Annotated in this window: 9 protein-coding genes; 5 read left to right on the top strand and 4 right to left on the bottom strand. The window is 60.6% G+C overall.

The window, feature by feature from the left end:
- Positions 1-56: 56 nt before the first annotated feature.
- A complete protein-coding gene (locus HJW02_RS04680) occupies positions 57-4,094 on the top strand; it encodes a sulfatase-like hydrolase/transferase (RefSeq protein ID WP_180971767.1) in 4,038 nt (1,345 codons plus the stop codon).
- A 233-nt stretch (positions 4,095-4,327) separates the two neighbouring features.
- Here HJW02_RS04680 and rbfA read toward each other — a convergent pair whose 3' ends face one another.
- The 3 genes from rbfA to nusA form a co-directional block, all read right to left on the bottom strand.
- Entirely contained in the window at positions 4,328-4,705 is a 378-nt protein-coding gene (gene rbfA, locus HJW02_RS04675) for a 30S ribosome-binding factor RbfA (protein ID WP_102721122.1), read from the bottom strand.
- Between the two features lie 145 nt (positions 4,706-4,850).
- Positions 4,851-6,908, bottom strand: a complete 2,058-nt coding sequence (gene infB, locus HJW02_RS04670) for a translation initiation factor IF-2 (RefSeq protein WP_022396917.1) — start codon at positions 6,906-6,908, stop codon at positions 4,851-4,853.
- Positions 6,909-6,950: 42 nt separating this feature from the next.
- Positions 6,951-8,246, bottom strand: a complete 1,296-nt coding sequence (gene nusA, locus HJW02_RS04665; protein WP_022396916.1) for a transcription termination factor NusA — start codon at positions 8,244-8,246, stop codon at positions 6,951-6,953.
- Between the two features lie 254 nt (positions 8,247-8,500).
- On the opposite strand from nusA, the gene HJW02_RS04660 reads away from it, so the two are divergent.
- Positions 8,501-9,262: an exodeoxyribonuclease III gene (locus HJW02_RS04660; RefSeq protein ID WP_022396915.1), complete on the top strand. Its 762-nt coding sequence runs from the start codon at positions 8,501-8,503 to the stop codon at positions 9,260-9,262.
- Positions 9,263-9,300: 38 nt separating this feature from the next.
- Positions 9,301-9,921: a non-canonical purine NTP pyrophosphatase gene (locus tag HJW02_RS04655; protein ID WP_102721123.1), complete on the top strand. Its 621-nt coding sequence runs from the start codon at positions 9,301-9,303 to the stop codon at positions 9,919-9,921.
- Between the two features lie 59 nt (positions 9,922-9,980).
- Here the strand turns inward: HJW02_RS04655 and HJW02_RS04650 are convergent, their stop codons facing one another.
- Positions 9,981-10,556, bottom strand: a complete 576-nt coding sequence (locus HJW02_RS04650; RefSeq protein WP_102721124.1) for a class I SAM-dependent methyltransferase — start codon at positions 10,554-10,556, stop codon at positions 9,981-9,983.
- Positions 10,557-10,720: 164 nt separating this feature from the next.
- On the opposite strand from HJW02_RS04650, the gene HJW02_RS04645 reads away from it, so the two are divergent.
- Positions 10,721-11,635, top strand: coding sequence for a DUF362 domain-containing protein (locus HJW02_RS04645; protein WP_022396912.1), 915 nt, complete (start codon positions 10,721-10,723; stop codon positions 11,633-11,635).
- Between the two features lie 69 nt (positions 11,636-11,704).
- Positions 11,705-13,462 (top strand): 4Fe-4S binding protein, encoded by a 1,758-nt coding sequence (locus HJW02_RS04640; RefSeq protein WP_102721125.1) that lies wholly within the window; start codon positions 11,705-11,707, stop codon positions 13,460-13,462.
- Positions 13,463-13,664 lie beyond the last annotated feature (202 nt).

The following is a 13,664-nucleotide window of genomic DNA, read 5'->3' as shown; positions in this document are numbered from 1 at the left end:
CGTCGGCCTCCGCCTACACGCATTGGATGGTCACGAACGGGACAGACTCGGCTGGCATGACCAATATAGGCGGGTTGGGGTCCGGAGGACGGTATTTGAAAGGAATCCGGGTGGCGGGAGTTAACAATCAGCCGGGAGGAAAGGTCCAGCTCTTCGTGTTGAATACTTCTTCCGGCGTATATCTGCGCGTGGAGACGGGCGGCATTACCGTGGAAAACACGAGCACGGGCGGTTATAATGCGGATTTCGGGATTGCACAGCTGCGCGTAGCCGCCGACCAGGAGTGGAATGTGGCGGAAGGCCGCTGTTTTTATGTGGGGCAGGACGATGGAGCTCCCTCCGGAGGATTGTATTCCCTGACTTCTGAAAACGATGCTCCGCGGCGCGTGACGGTGACGGGAGGGGGAGCCGTGCGCATTGGAGAAGGAATGCTGCTGAATAATATTTCCGGCCTCATCGGCTTTGTAATGAGTGCCGGGAAGGGAATGCCCACGCTGGACCTGGCGGACCGGGGCATGAGCAATACGATTACGGTGGAAGACGCCGGGCGGCTGGAGGGCATGTCCCTGTACCAGGGCTCCCTGGTGACGCAGGAGAAGGCCTCCGTGACTTTTTCCGGAACCTCTGCCAAGGCGTCCGGCCAATGGAACATCGGCGCGAACACGGAATTTGCGCTGGAAAATTCCACGCTGGACCTGGCGGAAACTGGAGTGGACGGGAATGTGACGCTTTCCGGCTCATCCGGCATTACCGGTGACAAGGGGACGCTGAAACAGACGATTCTGGATGACGCCCGGGTGACTTATACGGACCGGCACGTCAAGGCGGGGGAAATCCGGAACGTGGGCAGGAATGTAACGATTACGCTGAACAACTCCTCCATCCATTTTGACGGGGAGATTCCGGCGGTGGACTTGGTGGTGCAGGGGAGCTGCGCGCTGGGCGGCAGCGGCACGTTTCCGGGGACGATCACTTATGCGCCCGGAGGCGCTCTTTCCGTGGAGGGGGACATTTCCCTGCCCAGCTCTTCCCTGACGCTGGGGCGCGTCCATGTATCCGTGCTGGACGGCGTGCCGCAAAAGTCAGCCGTACAGCCGGAGAGCCCCTCCCTGCAGGCGCGGGAATACGTTGTCCTGTTTGATTCCTCTTTTGAAGATCTCATTGCCGCCTGGCCGGGCAGGCATACGCTGGGCGTGCAGTTCAAGCCGGAAACGACCGCCTCCATCACTGTGAAGGAACTGCCGAAAGGGGCGGTTTCATGGAATTATGATGAGGCGGCCAAATTGCTGACGCTTCAGACGGATGTGGCGGAAAAGCCGGCCATGCCGGGGCATGTTTCCGGGGCCAGGCCCAATATCATCTTCGTGCTGGTGGATGACATGGGCTGGGGCGACCTGGAAGAAAACTGGAACCATCAGGACAAGAACGGAAGAACGGTAACGAGGCGCAACAGCTTCAAGACGCCGGAGCTGAATTCCATGGCGGTGGAAGGGATGCAATTGCGGCGCCATTACAGCGCGGCGCCCGTTTGCGCCCCGGCCCGCGCCTCCCTGCTGCTGGGGGTGCACCAGGGCCATTCCCGAGTTATCCGCAACAACAGCTTTGATTATCCCATAGAAAACTCCCACACGCTGGCCACAGTGCTGAAAGGCGCCGGGTACCATACGGCGGCTGTCGGCAAATGGGGCATCGGCGGCTACGGGCAGGGGCCGTCCGGCTTGTATGCCCGCCCCAACGAACGCGGATTCGACTACTTTTACGGGATTATGGAGCACCTGACGGGGCACTACCACTACATCACGGAATCCAAGAACATTTACGAATACAATGACGGCGCCTCTTCCCCCGCCTTCGCCAATGTGACGAACAAGGTTCCGGATACGGCCTATGACACGGACCTGTTCGGCGCGCGCGCCAAGCAGTGGATCGTGGACCACCATGCCAAATCGGCCAGCCAGCCCTTCTTCCTGTACCTGGCCTTCCCCGCTCCGCACGGTTCCCTGGCGGTGCCCGCGTGCGCCTATCCCCCCAAACCGGGCCTCAAGGGAGGCTTGCAGTGGGTGGCCGGGAATGAGGACGGGTATGAAGCCTCCAACACGGCTACGGCGCAGCGGGCGGCAGCGGCCGGGGTGGAAGGAACCTTCTCCAAGGATACCTACATCCATCCGGACAATGAGGGAATCAATGACGCCTCCCCCAACCAGACGGAGAAACGCCACGCCACCATGATCAGGCGCGTGGATGATGTGATGGGGGATTTGATTCAAACGCTCAAGGATTTGGGAATTGATGACAACACGATGATCGTCTTTACCTCCGACAACGGACCTCATAATGAAAGCGGTTCGGACGGGCAGCACCAGCGGGGGGCGCAGAATCCCGCCTTCTTCCAAAGCTACGGCATGATGGACGGCATCAAGCGCGACTGCTGGGAGGGCGGCATGCGCGTGCCCACCCTGGTGCGCTGGCCCGGCGTGATTCCTGCCAACGGCATCAGCCTGAATGCCTGCCAGTTCCATGACTGGATGGCTACCTTTGCGGATGCGGCGGGCGTGGCGGTTCCTGCGCGCTGCGACGGCGTTTCCCTGCTGCCGACGCTGGCCGGCGTGCCGGAACGCCAGAAGGAGAGCCTGATTTATTCCGAATATAACTATGGCGGCAATGGCGCCTCCTATCAGGACTTCCTGTCGCACCACAAAAGCTCTCCCCGTGGTTTGCAGCAGGTCGTGTTTGTGGATGGCCTTAAAGGCGTGCGTTTCAACATTTCCGGGACGGATCAGGACTTCCAGATTTATGATACTGAAAAAGACCCGCAGGAAGCTTCCAATCTCGCCTCCTCCCGTCCGGACTTGCAGGCGAAGATGAAGGCCCGGGCCTTGTCTGTGCGGCGCTCCCTGCCTTCCACGAATGGAACTCTGAATGCCGGTGACGTGCCCGCTGCAACGGCTCCGGCCAATCTCCGGCAAGGTCTGAAAATGCGCTGCTGGAACCGTGGTTTTGACTGGGTGCCCGACTTCCGCCAGATGGAAGAGGCGCCCTCTGTCACAGGCGCTGTGGCTTCTCTCAGCGTGAATGCCGGTTCCGCCGCTCAAAAGGGGGTGGAACTCACGGGCTACCTTACCGTTCCCGTTACAGGGGAGTACAAATTCTACCTTCAGACGGATTCCAACGCGGGATCCAAAGCCTTCGTACACCTGCACGGCATGCAGCTCATTGATGCGGACTACGCCTATACGCCGGGCACGGAAGCCAACTCCAATGCCCGGCAGGGTTCGGAAGTCACGCCCAATGCGGTACAGGCCGTCCGGCTTGCGGCGGGGGTGCATCCCATCCGCATCGGTTATGTGGGCCACGCCTCCGGCTCTGCCCTCACCATGCAATGGGAGGGGCCGGGAATAGGCAGGCAGGAGATTCCCGCCAGCGCCTTCAGCTATGAATACGTAAACCCCGTCAATATCGACAAAACGGAGGAAACCGTAGGGTTTGCCGCTGCCTCCACCACGCTGACCGTGCAGACGCAGCTTCCATGGACGGCATCCTGTGACCAGGCCTGCGTCACGGTCCGGCCGGCTTCAGGCTCCGGAACTGCCACGCTGGACATTCAAATGGAAGCCAACGCCCAGCAAACGGAACGGGTGGCCGTGGTCACCGTCCAGTGCGGCGGCGAGGAAAGAACGTTCACGCTGACCCAGTCCGCGGCTCCGGCCCCGGCAGGGTACGATAAGTGGAAAAAGGACAACTTCGGGGACGGAACGCCGGAGGACCAGATGGCTCCGGATGCCTGTCCCGCCGGAGACGGGGTCACCAACCTGATGAAGTATGCAACGGGCCTGGACCCCAACAAACCGTGCGGAAGCGTGACGGGGCTGGCGATCCGGGAGGAAGGGGGCAAAAAATACCTCGTGCTTTCCTGGCCGGTAAATCCGGAAGCGGCGGATGTGGCGTTCAGTGTGGAAAGTTCGTCCGACTTGAAGGAATGGTCCGATGAAGGAATCGTCACTCCGGCCGGTGTCCGCGGGGAATTCCGTGATACGGCGGCTCTGGAGGAAAGCGCCCCGGCACGCCGGTTCCTGAGGTTGAAGGTGACGAGGTAAGGAAGAAATAAATTCCACCCCGTTTCCCGGTAACGGTTCCTCTGTGAACAAGGGCCTCCCGGCCCTTGTATCTGTTACAGAATTTCCCCTGAAAAAATCATCCTGCCAATTCCACTTCGCCGTTTTGCCGGTCCGTAAACACGGCACGGCGATTGCCTCCGTGCTTTTGGCCGGAAAAAGAAATCCTTGTCTTGCAAAAAGACAAGGAGGATTTTTTACTGTTCAGCAGGGTTTTATTCCTCGCCGTTTTCCGGATCGGCCGGAGGGGCTTTGGGAAGGTTTTTATCAATGTCTTCCAGGAGGTTGACCAGGTCAACGCCGCGCTGGGCGGAGTCGTCCAGCCGGAACGACAGGCGCGGCGTGTTGCGCAGCACCACGCGCTTGGCTACGGCGGACTGGATGAGGCCATGCCTGGAGTTCAGTTTTTCCAGCACCTGGGCGGGGGACATTTTTCCTACGACGCCTACCCATACTTTTCCTTCTTTCAAGTCGTCCGTCACTTCCACTTCAATAACGGTGACAATCGTTCCGGGGAATTCAAAGTCCCGCTGGATGGTGGTGCCTATTTCACGGCGGAGGAGTTCATTTACCTTGTCAGTGCGTCTGCTCATATGAAGGGATAGAGTGATGGATGGACCGATTGGTTCAATCGGAGAAGGAAGAATGGGGGAAGAAAGGACAGGGATGGAGCTTCTTTGAACGCCCGGAGGGGCGTGAAAGGGGCGTCCATCCCTGTTATATGATTCCTGCTTGGGGTTACAGCGTTTGCTGGATTTTTTCCAGCGTGTAGCATTCGATGATGTCGCCTGCCTCGTATTCGTTGAAGTCGCCCAGGCGGATGCCGCATTCCAGGCCGGCCTTGACTTCTTCCACTTCATCCTGGAAGCGGCGCAGGGTGGACATTTTACCGTCAAAGACGGGAGTCTTGTCGCGGATGACGCGCGCTTCACAGCTGCGGAGGATTTTGCCGTCCTCCACCATGCAGCCCGCCGCGCGGCCCTTGTTGAGTTTGAAGACCTGGAGCACTTTGGCGTGGCCGATGATGGTTTCACGCGTTTCCGGTTCCAGAAGACCCAGCATGGCATCCCTCACCTGGTCGATGAGTTCGTAAACGATGGAGTAAAGCTTCACCTGCACGCCTTCCCGCTTGAGCAGTTTCACGGCGTTGGCTTCCACCTTGACGTTGAAGCCCAGGATGACGGCGTCCGAGGAGGAGGCCAGCAGCACGTCCGATTCCGAGATGGGGCCGGCGGAGGCGTTCAGGAAGACGCATTCCACCTTGTCCGACTGGATGTCCATAATGGCCTTCTTGATGGCTTCCACGGAGCCCTGCACGTCCCCCTTGAGAAGGATCTTGAGCTGGGCTTTCTGGGTGCCGTCGCCCATCATGGCGAGCAGTTCTTCCATGCGGGCCTTGCGGGGCTGGGCCAGGCGCTGCTTGCGCAGTTCCTCCTGGCGTTCTTCGCCCAGCTTCTTGGCGGCGCGTTCGTTTTCCATTTCCACCAGTTCGTCGCCCACGTTCGGAGTTTCGGAAAAGCCGGTAATTTCCACGGGCATGCCGGGCCCCACCTTTTTGACGCGTTCGCCGTGGTCGTTGACCAGGGCGCGCACCTTGCCGGCGTACGGGCCGCAGATGAAGGGCATGCCTACGCGAATGGTGCCGCTTTCCACGATGGCCGTGGCGGAGCTGCCCGTGCCGGGTTCCACGCGGGCCTCAATGATGGAGGCGCGGCAGTTGGCCTTGGGGTTGGCCTGGAGTTCGAGCACTTCCGACTGAAGGACGAGAAGGCCGAGAAGGTCGTCGATGCCGTCGCCGGTCAGGGCGGAGACTTCCACGCATTCCACGTTGCCGCCGAAGTCCGTGGGAACCAGTCCTTCCTCCATCAGGCCGCTCTTGGTCTTGACGGGGTCTGCGGCCGGAAGGTCGCATTTGTTGATGGCCACGATGATGGTTTTGCCGGCCGCCTTGGAGTGGGCGATGGCTTCCCTCGTCTGGGGCATGATGCCGTCATTGGCGGCCACTACCAGTACCACGATGTCCGTCACGTCCGCGCCGCGGGCGCGCATTTCCGTGAAGATGGCGTGTCCCGGGGTATCCAGGAAGGTGAGGGTGCTGCCGTTGTATTCCACCGTATAGGCGCCGATGTGCTGGGTGATGCCCCCGGCTTCCCCCTTGGCTACGCGCGCCTTGCGGATGTAGTCCAGCAGGGAGGTTTTGCCGTGGTCCACATGGCCCATGACGGTGATGATGGGCGTGCGCAGGATGAGGGTGGCCTTGGGTTCTTCCACCACCGGCACGGGTTCCGGTTCCTTGACCGGTTCCTGCTGGGCCTTGACGCCGCCGCCCTTTTCCCGTTTTTCACGGGCGAAGGTGTAGCCGTGCAGGTCACAGATGGCGCTGACGGCGTCCGCGTCCAGCGGCGTATTCGGGTTGGCGAAGATGCCCATGCCCATCAGGTCCTTGATGATCTGGAAGGGCTTGGCTTGCAGCATGCCTGCCAGCTCGGAGACGGAGACGGGCGGCTTGAGGTTGATGATTTTATCGTCTGCGGAGTCCGTTTCCTGGGGGGCAGGCGCGGCAGATTCTGCGGCGGGTGCGGCCTGGGCAGGGGCGGTAGCCGGCTCGGAGGGAGCGGAGACGGACGCTTTTTTCTTGGGGCCGGAAAGCAAGTCGAGAGCTTCTTTCTTGACCGGGGCAGGACGGGATGGCGCCGGTGCGGGTTCCGGCTGGGGTGCGCGTTTCTTTTTGGGAGATCCGCCGATCAGATCCAACACTTCCTTTTTGGGTTCGTTCTCTTCTTGTTTATTAGGCATCTTAATTTAAGTTTGTTAGATATTGAGCGCCGCGCTCAACGGTTATTGGGAGATAAGGTCCCGGGCCTTGTCCAGAATCTGGGCGGCTTCCTCTGCGGGAATGCCCATGCTTTCCGCGATGTCGGAAGCTTCAAATCCGGTGAGGGCCACCAGGTCCGTCCCACCCATGGTCACCAGGCCCATGGCGGTTTCTTCCGGGATTTCCAGTTGTTCGCTGAGGGTCTTTGCGGCGGCCTGGCATTGGCGCATCACTTCCTCGGCCGCGGCCTGGTTCTGGCGTTTTTCCGCTTCCTGGACGTCAAAGACGCGCACCTGGACGTCCCAGCCCATCAGGCGGGAGGTGAGGCGGGCGTTCTGGCCCCTGCGGCCGATGGCCTTGGAGAGGTCCTTGTCGTCCTGGACGATGACGAAGATTTTTTTGGCTTCCTCGTCCACGGTGATTTCCCGCGGTTCCACGGGGCTGAGGGCCTCCCGGACGAAGATGACGGGGTCCTCCGTCCATTCCAGGATGTCCACTTTTTCGTTGTTGAGCTCCCGGACGATGTTTTTGACGCGGGCTCCGCGCATGCCTACGCATGCGCCCACCGGGTCCACCTTGTCGTCATGGCTGATGACGGCCACCTTGGTGCGGTAGCCCGCTTCACGGGCGATGCCGTGGATTTCCACGGTCTGGTCGCCTATTTCCACCACTTCCGATTCAAAGAGGCGGCGCACCAGGTTCGGATGGCTGCGGGAGAGGATGACTTCCGGTCCGCGGGCTTCCGTGCGCACTTCCACCACGTAGAAGCGCATGCGGTCGCCGACGCTGTAGTCTTCATTCGGCACGCGTTCGCGGGAGGTCATGACGCCCTCGAATTTGCCGAGGTCCACAAAGATGTCCCCCTTTTCAAAGCGGCGGATGGTGCCCGTCACCAGATCGCCGGCGCGGTCCTTGAACTCGTCGTAAAGCATTTCCTTTTCCGCATCCAGCAGCTTCTGGAGCATGGTCTGGCGGGCAGTCTGCACCGCGATGCGGCCAAAGCCCTTCGGCGTGATGTTGGTGGGCAGCAGGTCGTGCAGGACGGCGTTCCGGTCCAGCTTGACGGCCAGGGAGAGGGGGATTTGGTTGAACTTGTCGGAGTATTCTTCATCCGGCACCACTTCCAGATCCGCAAAGATGCGCACCTTCCCCTTGTCCACGTTGATTTCAGCCCTCAGGTAGTTGATGCTGCCGGAGCCGGGAACCATCTTGCGGTAGGCGGAGAGAAAAGCGGATTCCAGAGCGAGAAGAATTTTTTCACGGGAGAGCCCTTTTTCCCTCTCGTAGTAGTCAATTAAAGCTTTGATATCGTTTGTCATGAGTGTGGAGGAGTGTGATGGATAGACAAAAAAGAGCGGGTCGACAGACCCACTCTCGAGTGTCTCTCGGGGTGTTTGCCTATCTAAGTAAGCATGAGGGGGCGGTCCTGGCAAGAAAAAACGCTTGTTCTATGCGGCATGCAAAAGACTGGGGATGATTCCGGAAGAAGGGTTTTCAGCGGTCCCCTGGAAGGGTGCGGGGCGGGGGTGTTTGAGGGCTTGACGGAGCCGGCAAAAACGGGAAGTATGCGTGCATGAAACTCGTCTCATGGAATGTGAACGGATTGCGGGCGATCCTCGGCAAGGGAATGGGGGACGCCGTGGAGGCGCTGGAGCCGGACGTCCTCTGCCTTCAGGAGATCAAGGCGCGTCCAGAACAGGTGAATGACCTGTGGATTTCCTCCTGGCCGCACCAGCTCTGGAATCCGGCGGAGAAGGCCGGTTATTCCGGCGTGCTGATCCTCAGCCGTGTGCAGCCCCTTTCCACGTCCACCGGAATCGGCTGGCCGGAGCATGACCGGGAGGGGCGCGTGTGCACGATGGAGTTTGAACAGTTTTACCTGGTCAACTGCTATACCCCCAATTCCCAGAACGAGCTGGTGCGCCTCCCGTACCGGGAACAGTGGGATGCTGCGTTCCGCAAGTATGTGGCGGCCTTGGCGGAAACCAAGCCGGTCGTCTTCTGCGGGGATTTGAATGTAGCCCATGAGGAGATCGACATCGCCCGCCCCAGGGAGAACCGTTTTTCCGCCGGGTTCAGCGACCAGGAGCGCGCCGGGTTCACGCTGCTGCTTGAGGCCGGGTTCACGGATACCTTCCGCGCCCTGCATCCGGAGGAACCGGGCTGGTACAGCTGGTGGTCCTACCGCGCAGGCGCCCGCGCCCGGAACGTCGGATGGCGCATTGACTACTTCTGCGTTTCCAATCCGCTGGCTCCCAGGGTGAAGGGCGCCGCCATCCATCCGGACGTGACGGGGTCCGACCATTGTCCCGTCAGCCTGGAAATTGACTGCTGAACGCGGTCTTCCATACGGTTTTCAACTGCAAAAAATTCATGATGATGGAACAAGAATTGCCTCTGCTGGTGGTTGCCACGCGCAACGCCCACAAGACCGGGGAAATCCGCGCCATGCTGGCCGGAGAATGGGAAGTGAAGGACCTTGCCGACTACCCCCAGGCTCCGCCCGTGGATGAAACGGGAGTCACGTTTACGGAGAACGCCACGCTCAAGGCGCTTTCCGCCTCCAGGTGCATTCCCGGCGTCCTGCTGGCGGATGATTCCGGGCTGGAGGTGGATGTGCTGGGCGGCCGTCCCGGCGTTTGGTCCTCCTCCTTCGGCGGGGAGGAAGGGAACCACGCGCGGAACAACCTCCGCATGATGGAGGAACTGCGGCGCGCCGGAGTCAAGCCGGGGGACAAGCCCTCCGCGCGGTTCCGCTGCGTGATGGTGCTTGCCAGGAATGGCAGCGTGCTGGCGGAGTTTTCCGGTTCCGTGGAAGGCCACATGCTGACGGAACCGGCCGGGGAAGGGGGGTTCGGCTATGATCCGCTGTTTGTCCCGGAAGGCCATGAACTGAGTTTTGCCCAGCTTCCCATGGAGGTGAAGAATTCCATGTCGCACCGCGCCCGGGCTCTGGCGCAGGTGGTGGAATGGATGAAGGAATGCCGGGACTGATGGTTTTTCCGGGCATTTGATGGTGAACTGGCCTTGTTCCCGTATTTTTACGGGGAAGGTCAGTCCAGCCTGAACGCGCAGATCTGGAAGGGGGCCGGAGTTCCGGTATTCAGGAGCTGGTATTTGCCGGTGCGCCAGGAATGGTGCGGCAGGCGGGAAAGGAAGTCCTCCACGGCTTCCGCTTCCGCATCCCCGCCTTCGTGGCCGGGATAGCACATGACGCTGAGAAGGCCGTTCGGGGCGATGAGGGCGGCGGCCTGTTCCAGCGCCGCCAGGGTGCAGCCCGTTTTGGTGACCGTTTTTTTATCCCCGCCCGGCAGGTAGCCCAGGTTGAAGACGACGGCCTTCACGGGACCGGTGACCAGTTCCGCCAGGCGGTCATGGCTGGCCAGATGGAGGTGGACGGCGGAGGTGAGCAGCCCTTCTTTCTCCAGACGCTCCCTGGTGGCGCGAATGGCTTCCTCCTGCACGTCAAAGGCGTGCACCTGGCCGGAAGGGCCGGCCAGACGGGCCAGGAAAACCGTGTCGTGTCCGTTGCCTGCCGTGGCGTCCACGACCGTATCCCCGGGCAGGACGACGCGGCTGATCCAGTCATGCGTGCAGGTCATGGGACGGCTGAGCAGGGAACATTTCATGACCGGGTTTTATAGGAGCCGCTCCTGTATGACAATTCGTTTGTAAAAATTCCCGTGCAGGAATGATGACAGGTTGTTTTTCAGCAACGCGTATGTTAGGAAGAGGCATAAAACCTTGTACATGCCTTTGCATGCGGGGATAAACCACTGACTTTGCAACGAAGATGACTGACAGACGCACTTTTCTAAAAGGGACTGCCGCCGTAGGGGCGCTGGCAGCCATATCGGACATGGATTCCCTGTTCGCCCAGGAGGCCGGAGCTTCGGCAGCTTCCGGCATTCCGGACCTGGTGGCCGTCCGCAACGGAACCCGTGCGGAAATGGTCAGGAAGGCCGTGGATACGCTGGGAGGCATGAAGGCATTCGTCAAGCCGGGCCAGACCGTCGTGATCAAGCCCAACATCGGCTGGAACAAGGCTCCGGAATTCGGCTCCAACACCCATCCTGAAACCGTCGCCACGCTGGTGGAGCTATGCAAGCAGGCGGGGGCGAAGGAAGTCAGGGTATTCGACCACTGCTGCCACAACGGCGCCTATGAAGGCAGCGGCGTGAAAGAGGCCGTGGAAAAAGCCGGGGGCGTGATGGTGGACGGCGGCAATGAAGGGCAGTACGTGCAGACGGAAAACCCGAAGGCCAAAAAATTCACCTCCGCCAAGGTGCACAAGGCCGTGCTGGAAGCGGACGTTTATATCACCTGCCCCCCGCTCAAGCACCACAGCGGTTCCGAGATGACCGCCTGCATGAAAAACGTGATGGGCACCGTCTGGGACCGTGGAGCCATGCATAAGAACGACCTGCACCAGTGCATCGCGGACGCCGTGTATTTCCGCAAGCCGGACCTGTGCGTGCTGGACGCCTACATGCCCATGGTGCGCAACGGCCCCGTGGGGAAGGACACGAATGACCTGGTGGAGCGCAAAACCCTTCTGGCTTCCCGTGACATCGTAGCCATTGACGCCGCAGGCGCGGCCCTGCTGAACAAGGCCGGAAAGATCCGCCACGTGCAGCTTGGGGAAGAAATGGGGCTGGGCACCGCCGACCTTTCCAAGCTCAATATCCGCCGCATCAGCATGGCCTGACGCGGCGCCCCCTCCTGCGGATGACGCGAAGGGGGCCAACTTTCCGCCTCCGGCGGGTTTAAAATAAATATGTCAGTCATCAAAGCCTTTTTCGTCAGTCCGCTGAAGTGGCTCCGCGTGACGGTGGCCGTCATCTTCTTCCTCGGGATTGCGTACGCTTTCCTGCACCATATCCCCGCGTGGAACGTACCGAACATGACGGGCGGCGGAGAGGGCATGGAAGACTCCTTTTCCCTGGCGCAGTGGCAATTCATTCCATCCGTGCTCGGGGCTCTGGACGGGGTGGCCGTTTCCGCCGTGATTCTGGCGGTTCTGCTGCTGCTTACGCTGCTGTTCGGGAGGGTGTACTGCTCCTTCCTCTGTCCGCTGGGGATTCTCCAGGACATCGTTTTCAGAATCCGCCGCTGGATTGCGCCGAAGCGCTTCTTGAAGTTTGCGCGCCCCGTGCTGTGGGTGCGGTATGTGGTTCTGGTTTTGCTGGCCGCCTGCTGCGTGACGGGACTGGCCGGACTCTCCCTGAACTGGCTGGACCCGTACAGCATTTTCGGGCGCATCATGTATGTGCTGGCGTGGCCTGCCGCCATCTGGAGCAATAACCTGCTGGCGGCTGACAGTTCTTCCGCGGACCTGGTCCGGATGAATTATTTTCCCGTGGCTCTCCCGGCTCTGCTGGCTTCTGCCGGCATGCTCGGCCTGGTGGTCGCCATGAGCGCCTGGAAAGGGCGGTTGTACTGCAATACGGTATGCCCCGTCGGTACTCTGCTGGGGCTGCTTTCCCGCGTTTCCCTCTTCCGGCTGGGCTTTGATCCCGCCTCCTGCAAGAAATGCGGCAAATGCGTCAAATCATGCAAGGCCCAGTGCCTGAACCTCAAGGAATACAAAATAGACTCCTCCCGCTGCGTAGCATGCTATGACTGCGTGCGTTCGTGCAGCGAGGGGGGGATACGCTACCGCTGGTTTGCCAAAACCCGCCGCCTGATTCCCGCCAGGAAGAAAAAAACCGCTCCGGCGCCCGCTCCCGCTTCTTCTGCCGCGGTTCCCTTCATTGCCGGGAGCTCCCGCCGCCAGTTCCTGGGGGCTACGGCGGCCGGCCTGGCTACGGCGGCTCTTTCCGGATGCCGGGGCGACGCCGCCCAGAGGCTGGACCCCACCCAGTGCGTTCTTCCTCCCGGAGCCGGTTCCCTGGAACGTTTTCTGGATGTTTGCATCGGCTGCCAGATGTGCATTGCCAACTGCCCTACCCATGTGCTCCAGCCCGCCTATTTGCAGCTTGGGCTGAAAGGGTTCATGAAGCCCCGGATGGATTTTTCCACCAAGTATTGTCTGTACGACTGCCACCGCTGCGCGGAAGTCTGCCCCACAGGAGCCATTCGCAGGCTGCCCATTACTGCGGAGAGGGATACCGCGGAAATTACGAAGGATACCACGCGCATCGCCGTAGCCCGGTTTTACGTCTGCCGCTGCCTGGTTGCCCGGGAGGACATGGACTGCGGCGCCTGTACGGAGCATTGCCCCACCAAGGCCCTTTATACGGTGCCCTACATCGGGCGGGATGGCCAGGAACACCGCCTGCCCAGGCTGGACCCCTCTCTGTGCATCGGCTGCGGCGCGTGCGAACATGCCTGCCCCGTCACCACGGAACGGCCTGAGGAACGCGCGCGCCTGAATACCTGCAACCTGTGCGAGGAAAAGTGCGAGTTCAAAAAGCGCCGGGAAATGCCGCCCCGCGCGCTCGTCGTCCGCGCCGTGAATCCCCAGCAGAAAGCCGTGAAGAAGTTTGAGGAAAAGGCCGTGGACCCGGTGGGCGATGCGGACTTCCCGTTCTGAATAGGGTCCGTGAAGGCCGGATGCCTGTTTTACGCCATGGGCGCCCCCATTCCCCTGTGTTGCCTGATGCTCGCGCCGCCGGGAACAAGGGCCTCCGGGCCCTTGAAAAACCCTTTCATCATGAAAAACTCCGACCATTCTTTTACTTGCATGTGCAGGTAAATCATTGATGGTCAAATTGCGGTAAAAAAGTTAAGTCTAT

It is taken from the genome of Akkermansia sp. GGCC_0220 (assembly GCF_017566105.1).
Classification (GTDB): domain Bacteria; phylum Verrucomicrobiota; class Verrucomicrobiia; order Verrucomicrobiales; family Akkermansiaceae; genus Akkermansia; species Akkermansia massiliensis.
Note: the sequence above shows the minus strand (reverse complement) of the source record. Positions and strands in the feature narration are given on the sequence as shown.

Excerpts from the sequence above, each read along its gene's own strand:
- HJW02_RS04655 (WP_102721123.1), top strand. The coding sequence starts at position 9,301 with ATGATGATGGAACAAGAATTGCCTCTGCTGGTGGTTGCCACGCGCAAC.
- HJW02_RS04650 (WP_102721124.1), bottom strand. The coding sequence starts at position 10,556 with ATGAAATGTTCCCTGCTCAGCCGTCCCATGACCTGCACGCATGACTGG.
- HJW02_RS04660 (WP_022396915.1), top strand. The coding sequence starts at position 8,501 with ATGAAACTCGTCTCATGGAATGTGAACGGATTGCGGGCGATCCTCGGC.
- HJW02_RS04680 (WP_180971767.1), top strand. The coding sequence starts at position 57 with ATGACCAATATAGGCGGGTTGGGGTCCGGAGGACGGTATTTGAAAGGA.
- nusA (WP_022396916.1), bottom strand. The coding sequence starts at position 8,246 with ATGACAAACGATATCAAAGCTTTAATTGACTACTACGAGAGGGAAAAA.
- HJW02_RS04640 (WP_102721125.1), top strand. The coding sequence starts at position 11,705 with ATGTCAGTCATCAAAGCCTTTTTCGTCAGTCCGCTGAAGTGGCTCCGC.
- rbfA (WP_102721122.1), bottom strand. The coding sequence starts at position 4,705 with ATGAGCAGACGCACTGACAAGGTAAATGAACTCCTCCGCCGTGAAATA.
- infB (WP_022396917.1), bottom strand. The coding sequence starts at position 6,908 with ATGCCTAATAAACAAGAAGAGAACGAACCCAAAAAGGAAGTGTTGGAT.
- HJW02_RS04645 (WP_022396912.1), top strand. The coding sequence starts at position 10,721 with ATGACTGACAGACGCACTTTTCTAAAAGGGACTGCCGCCGTAGGGGCG.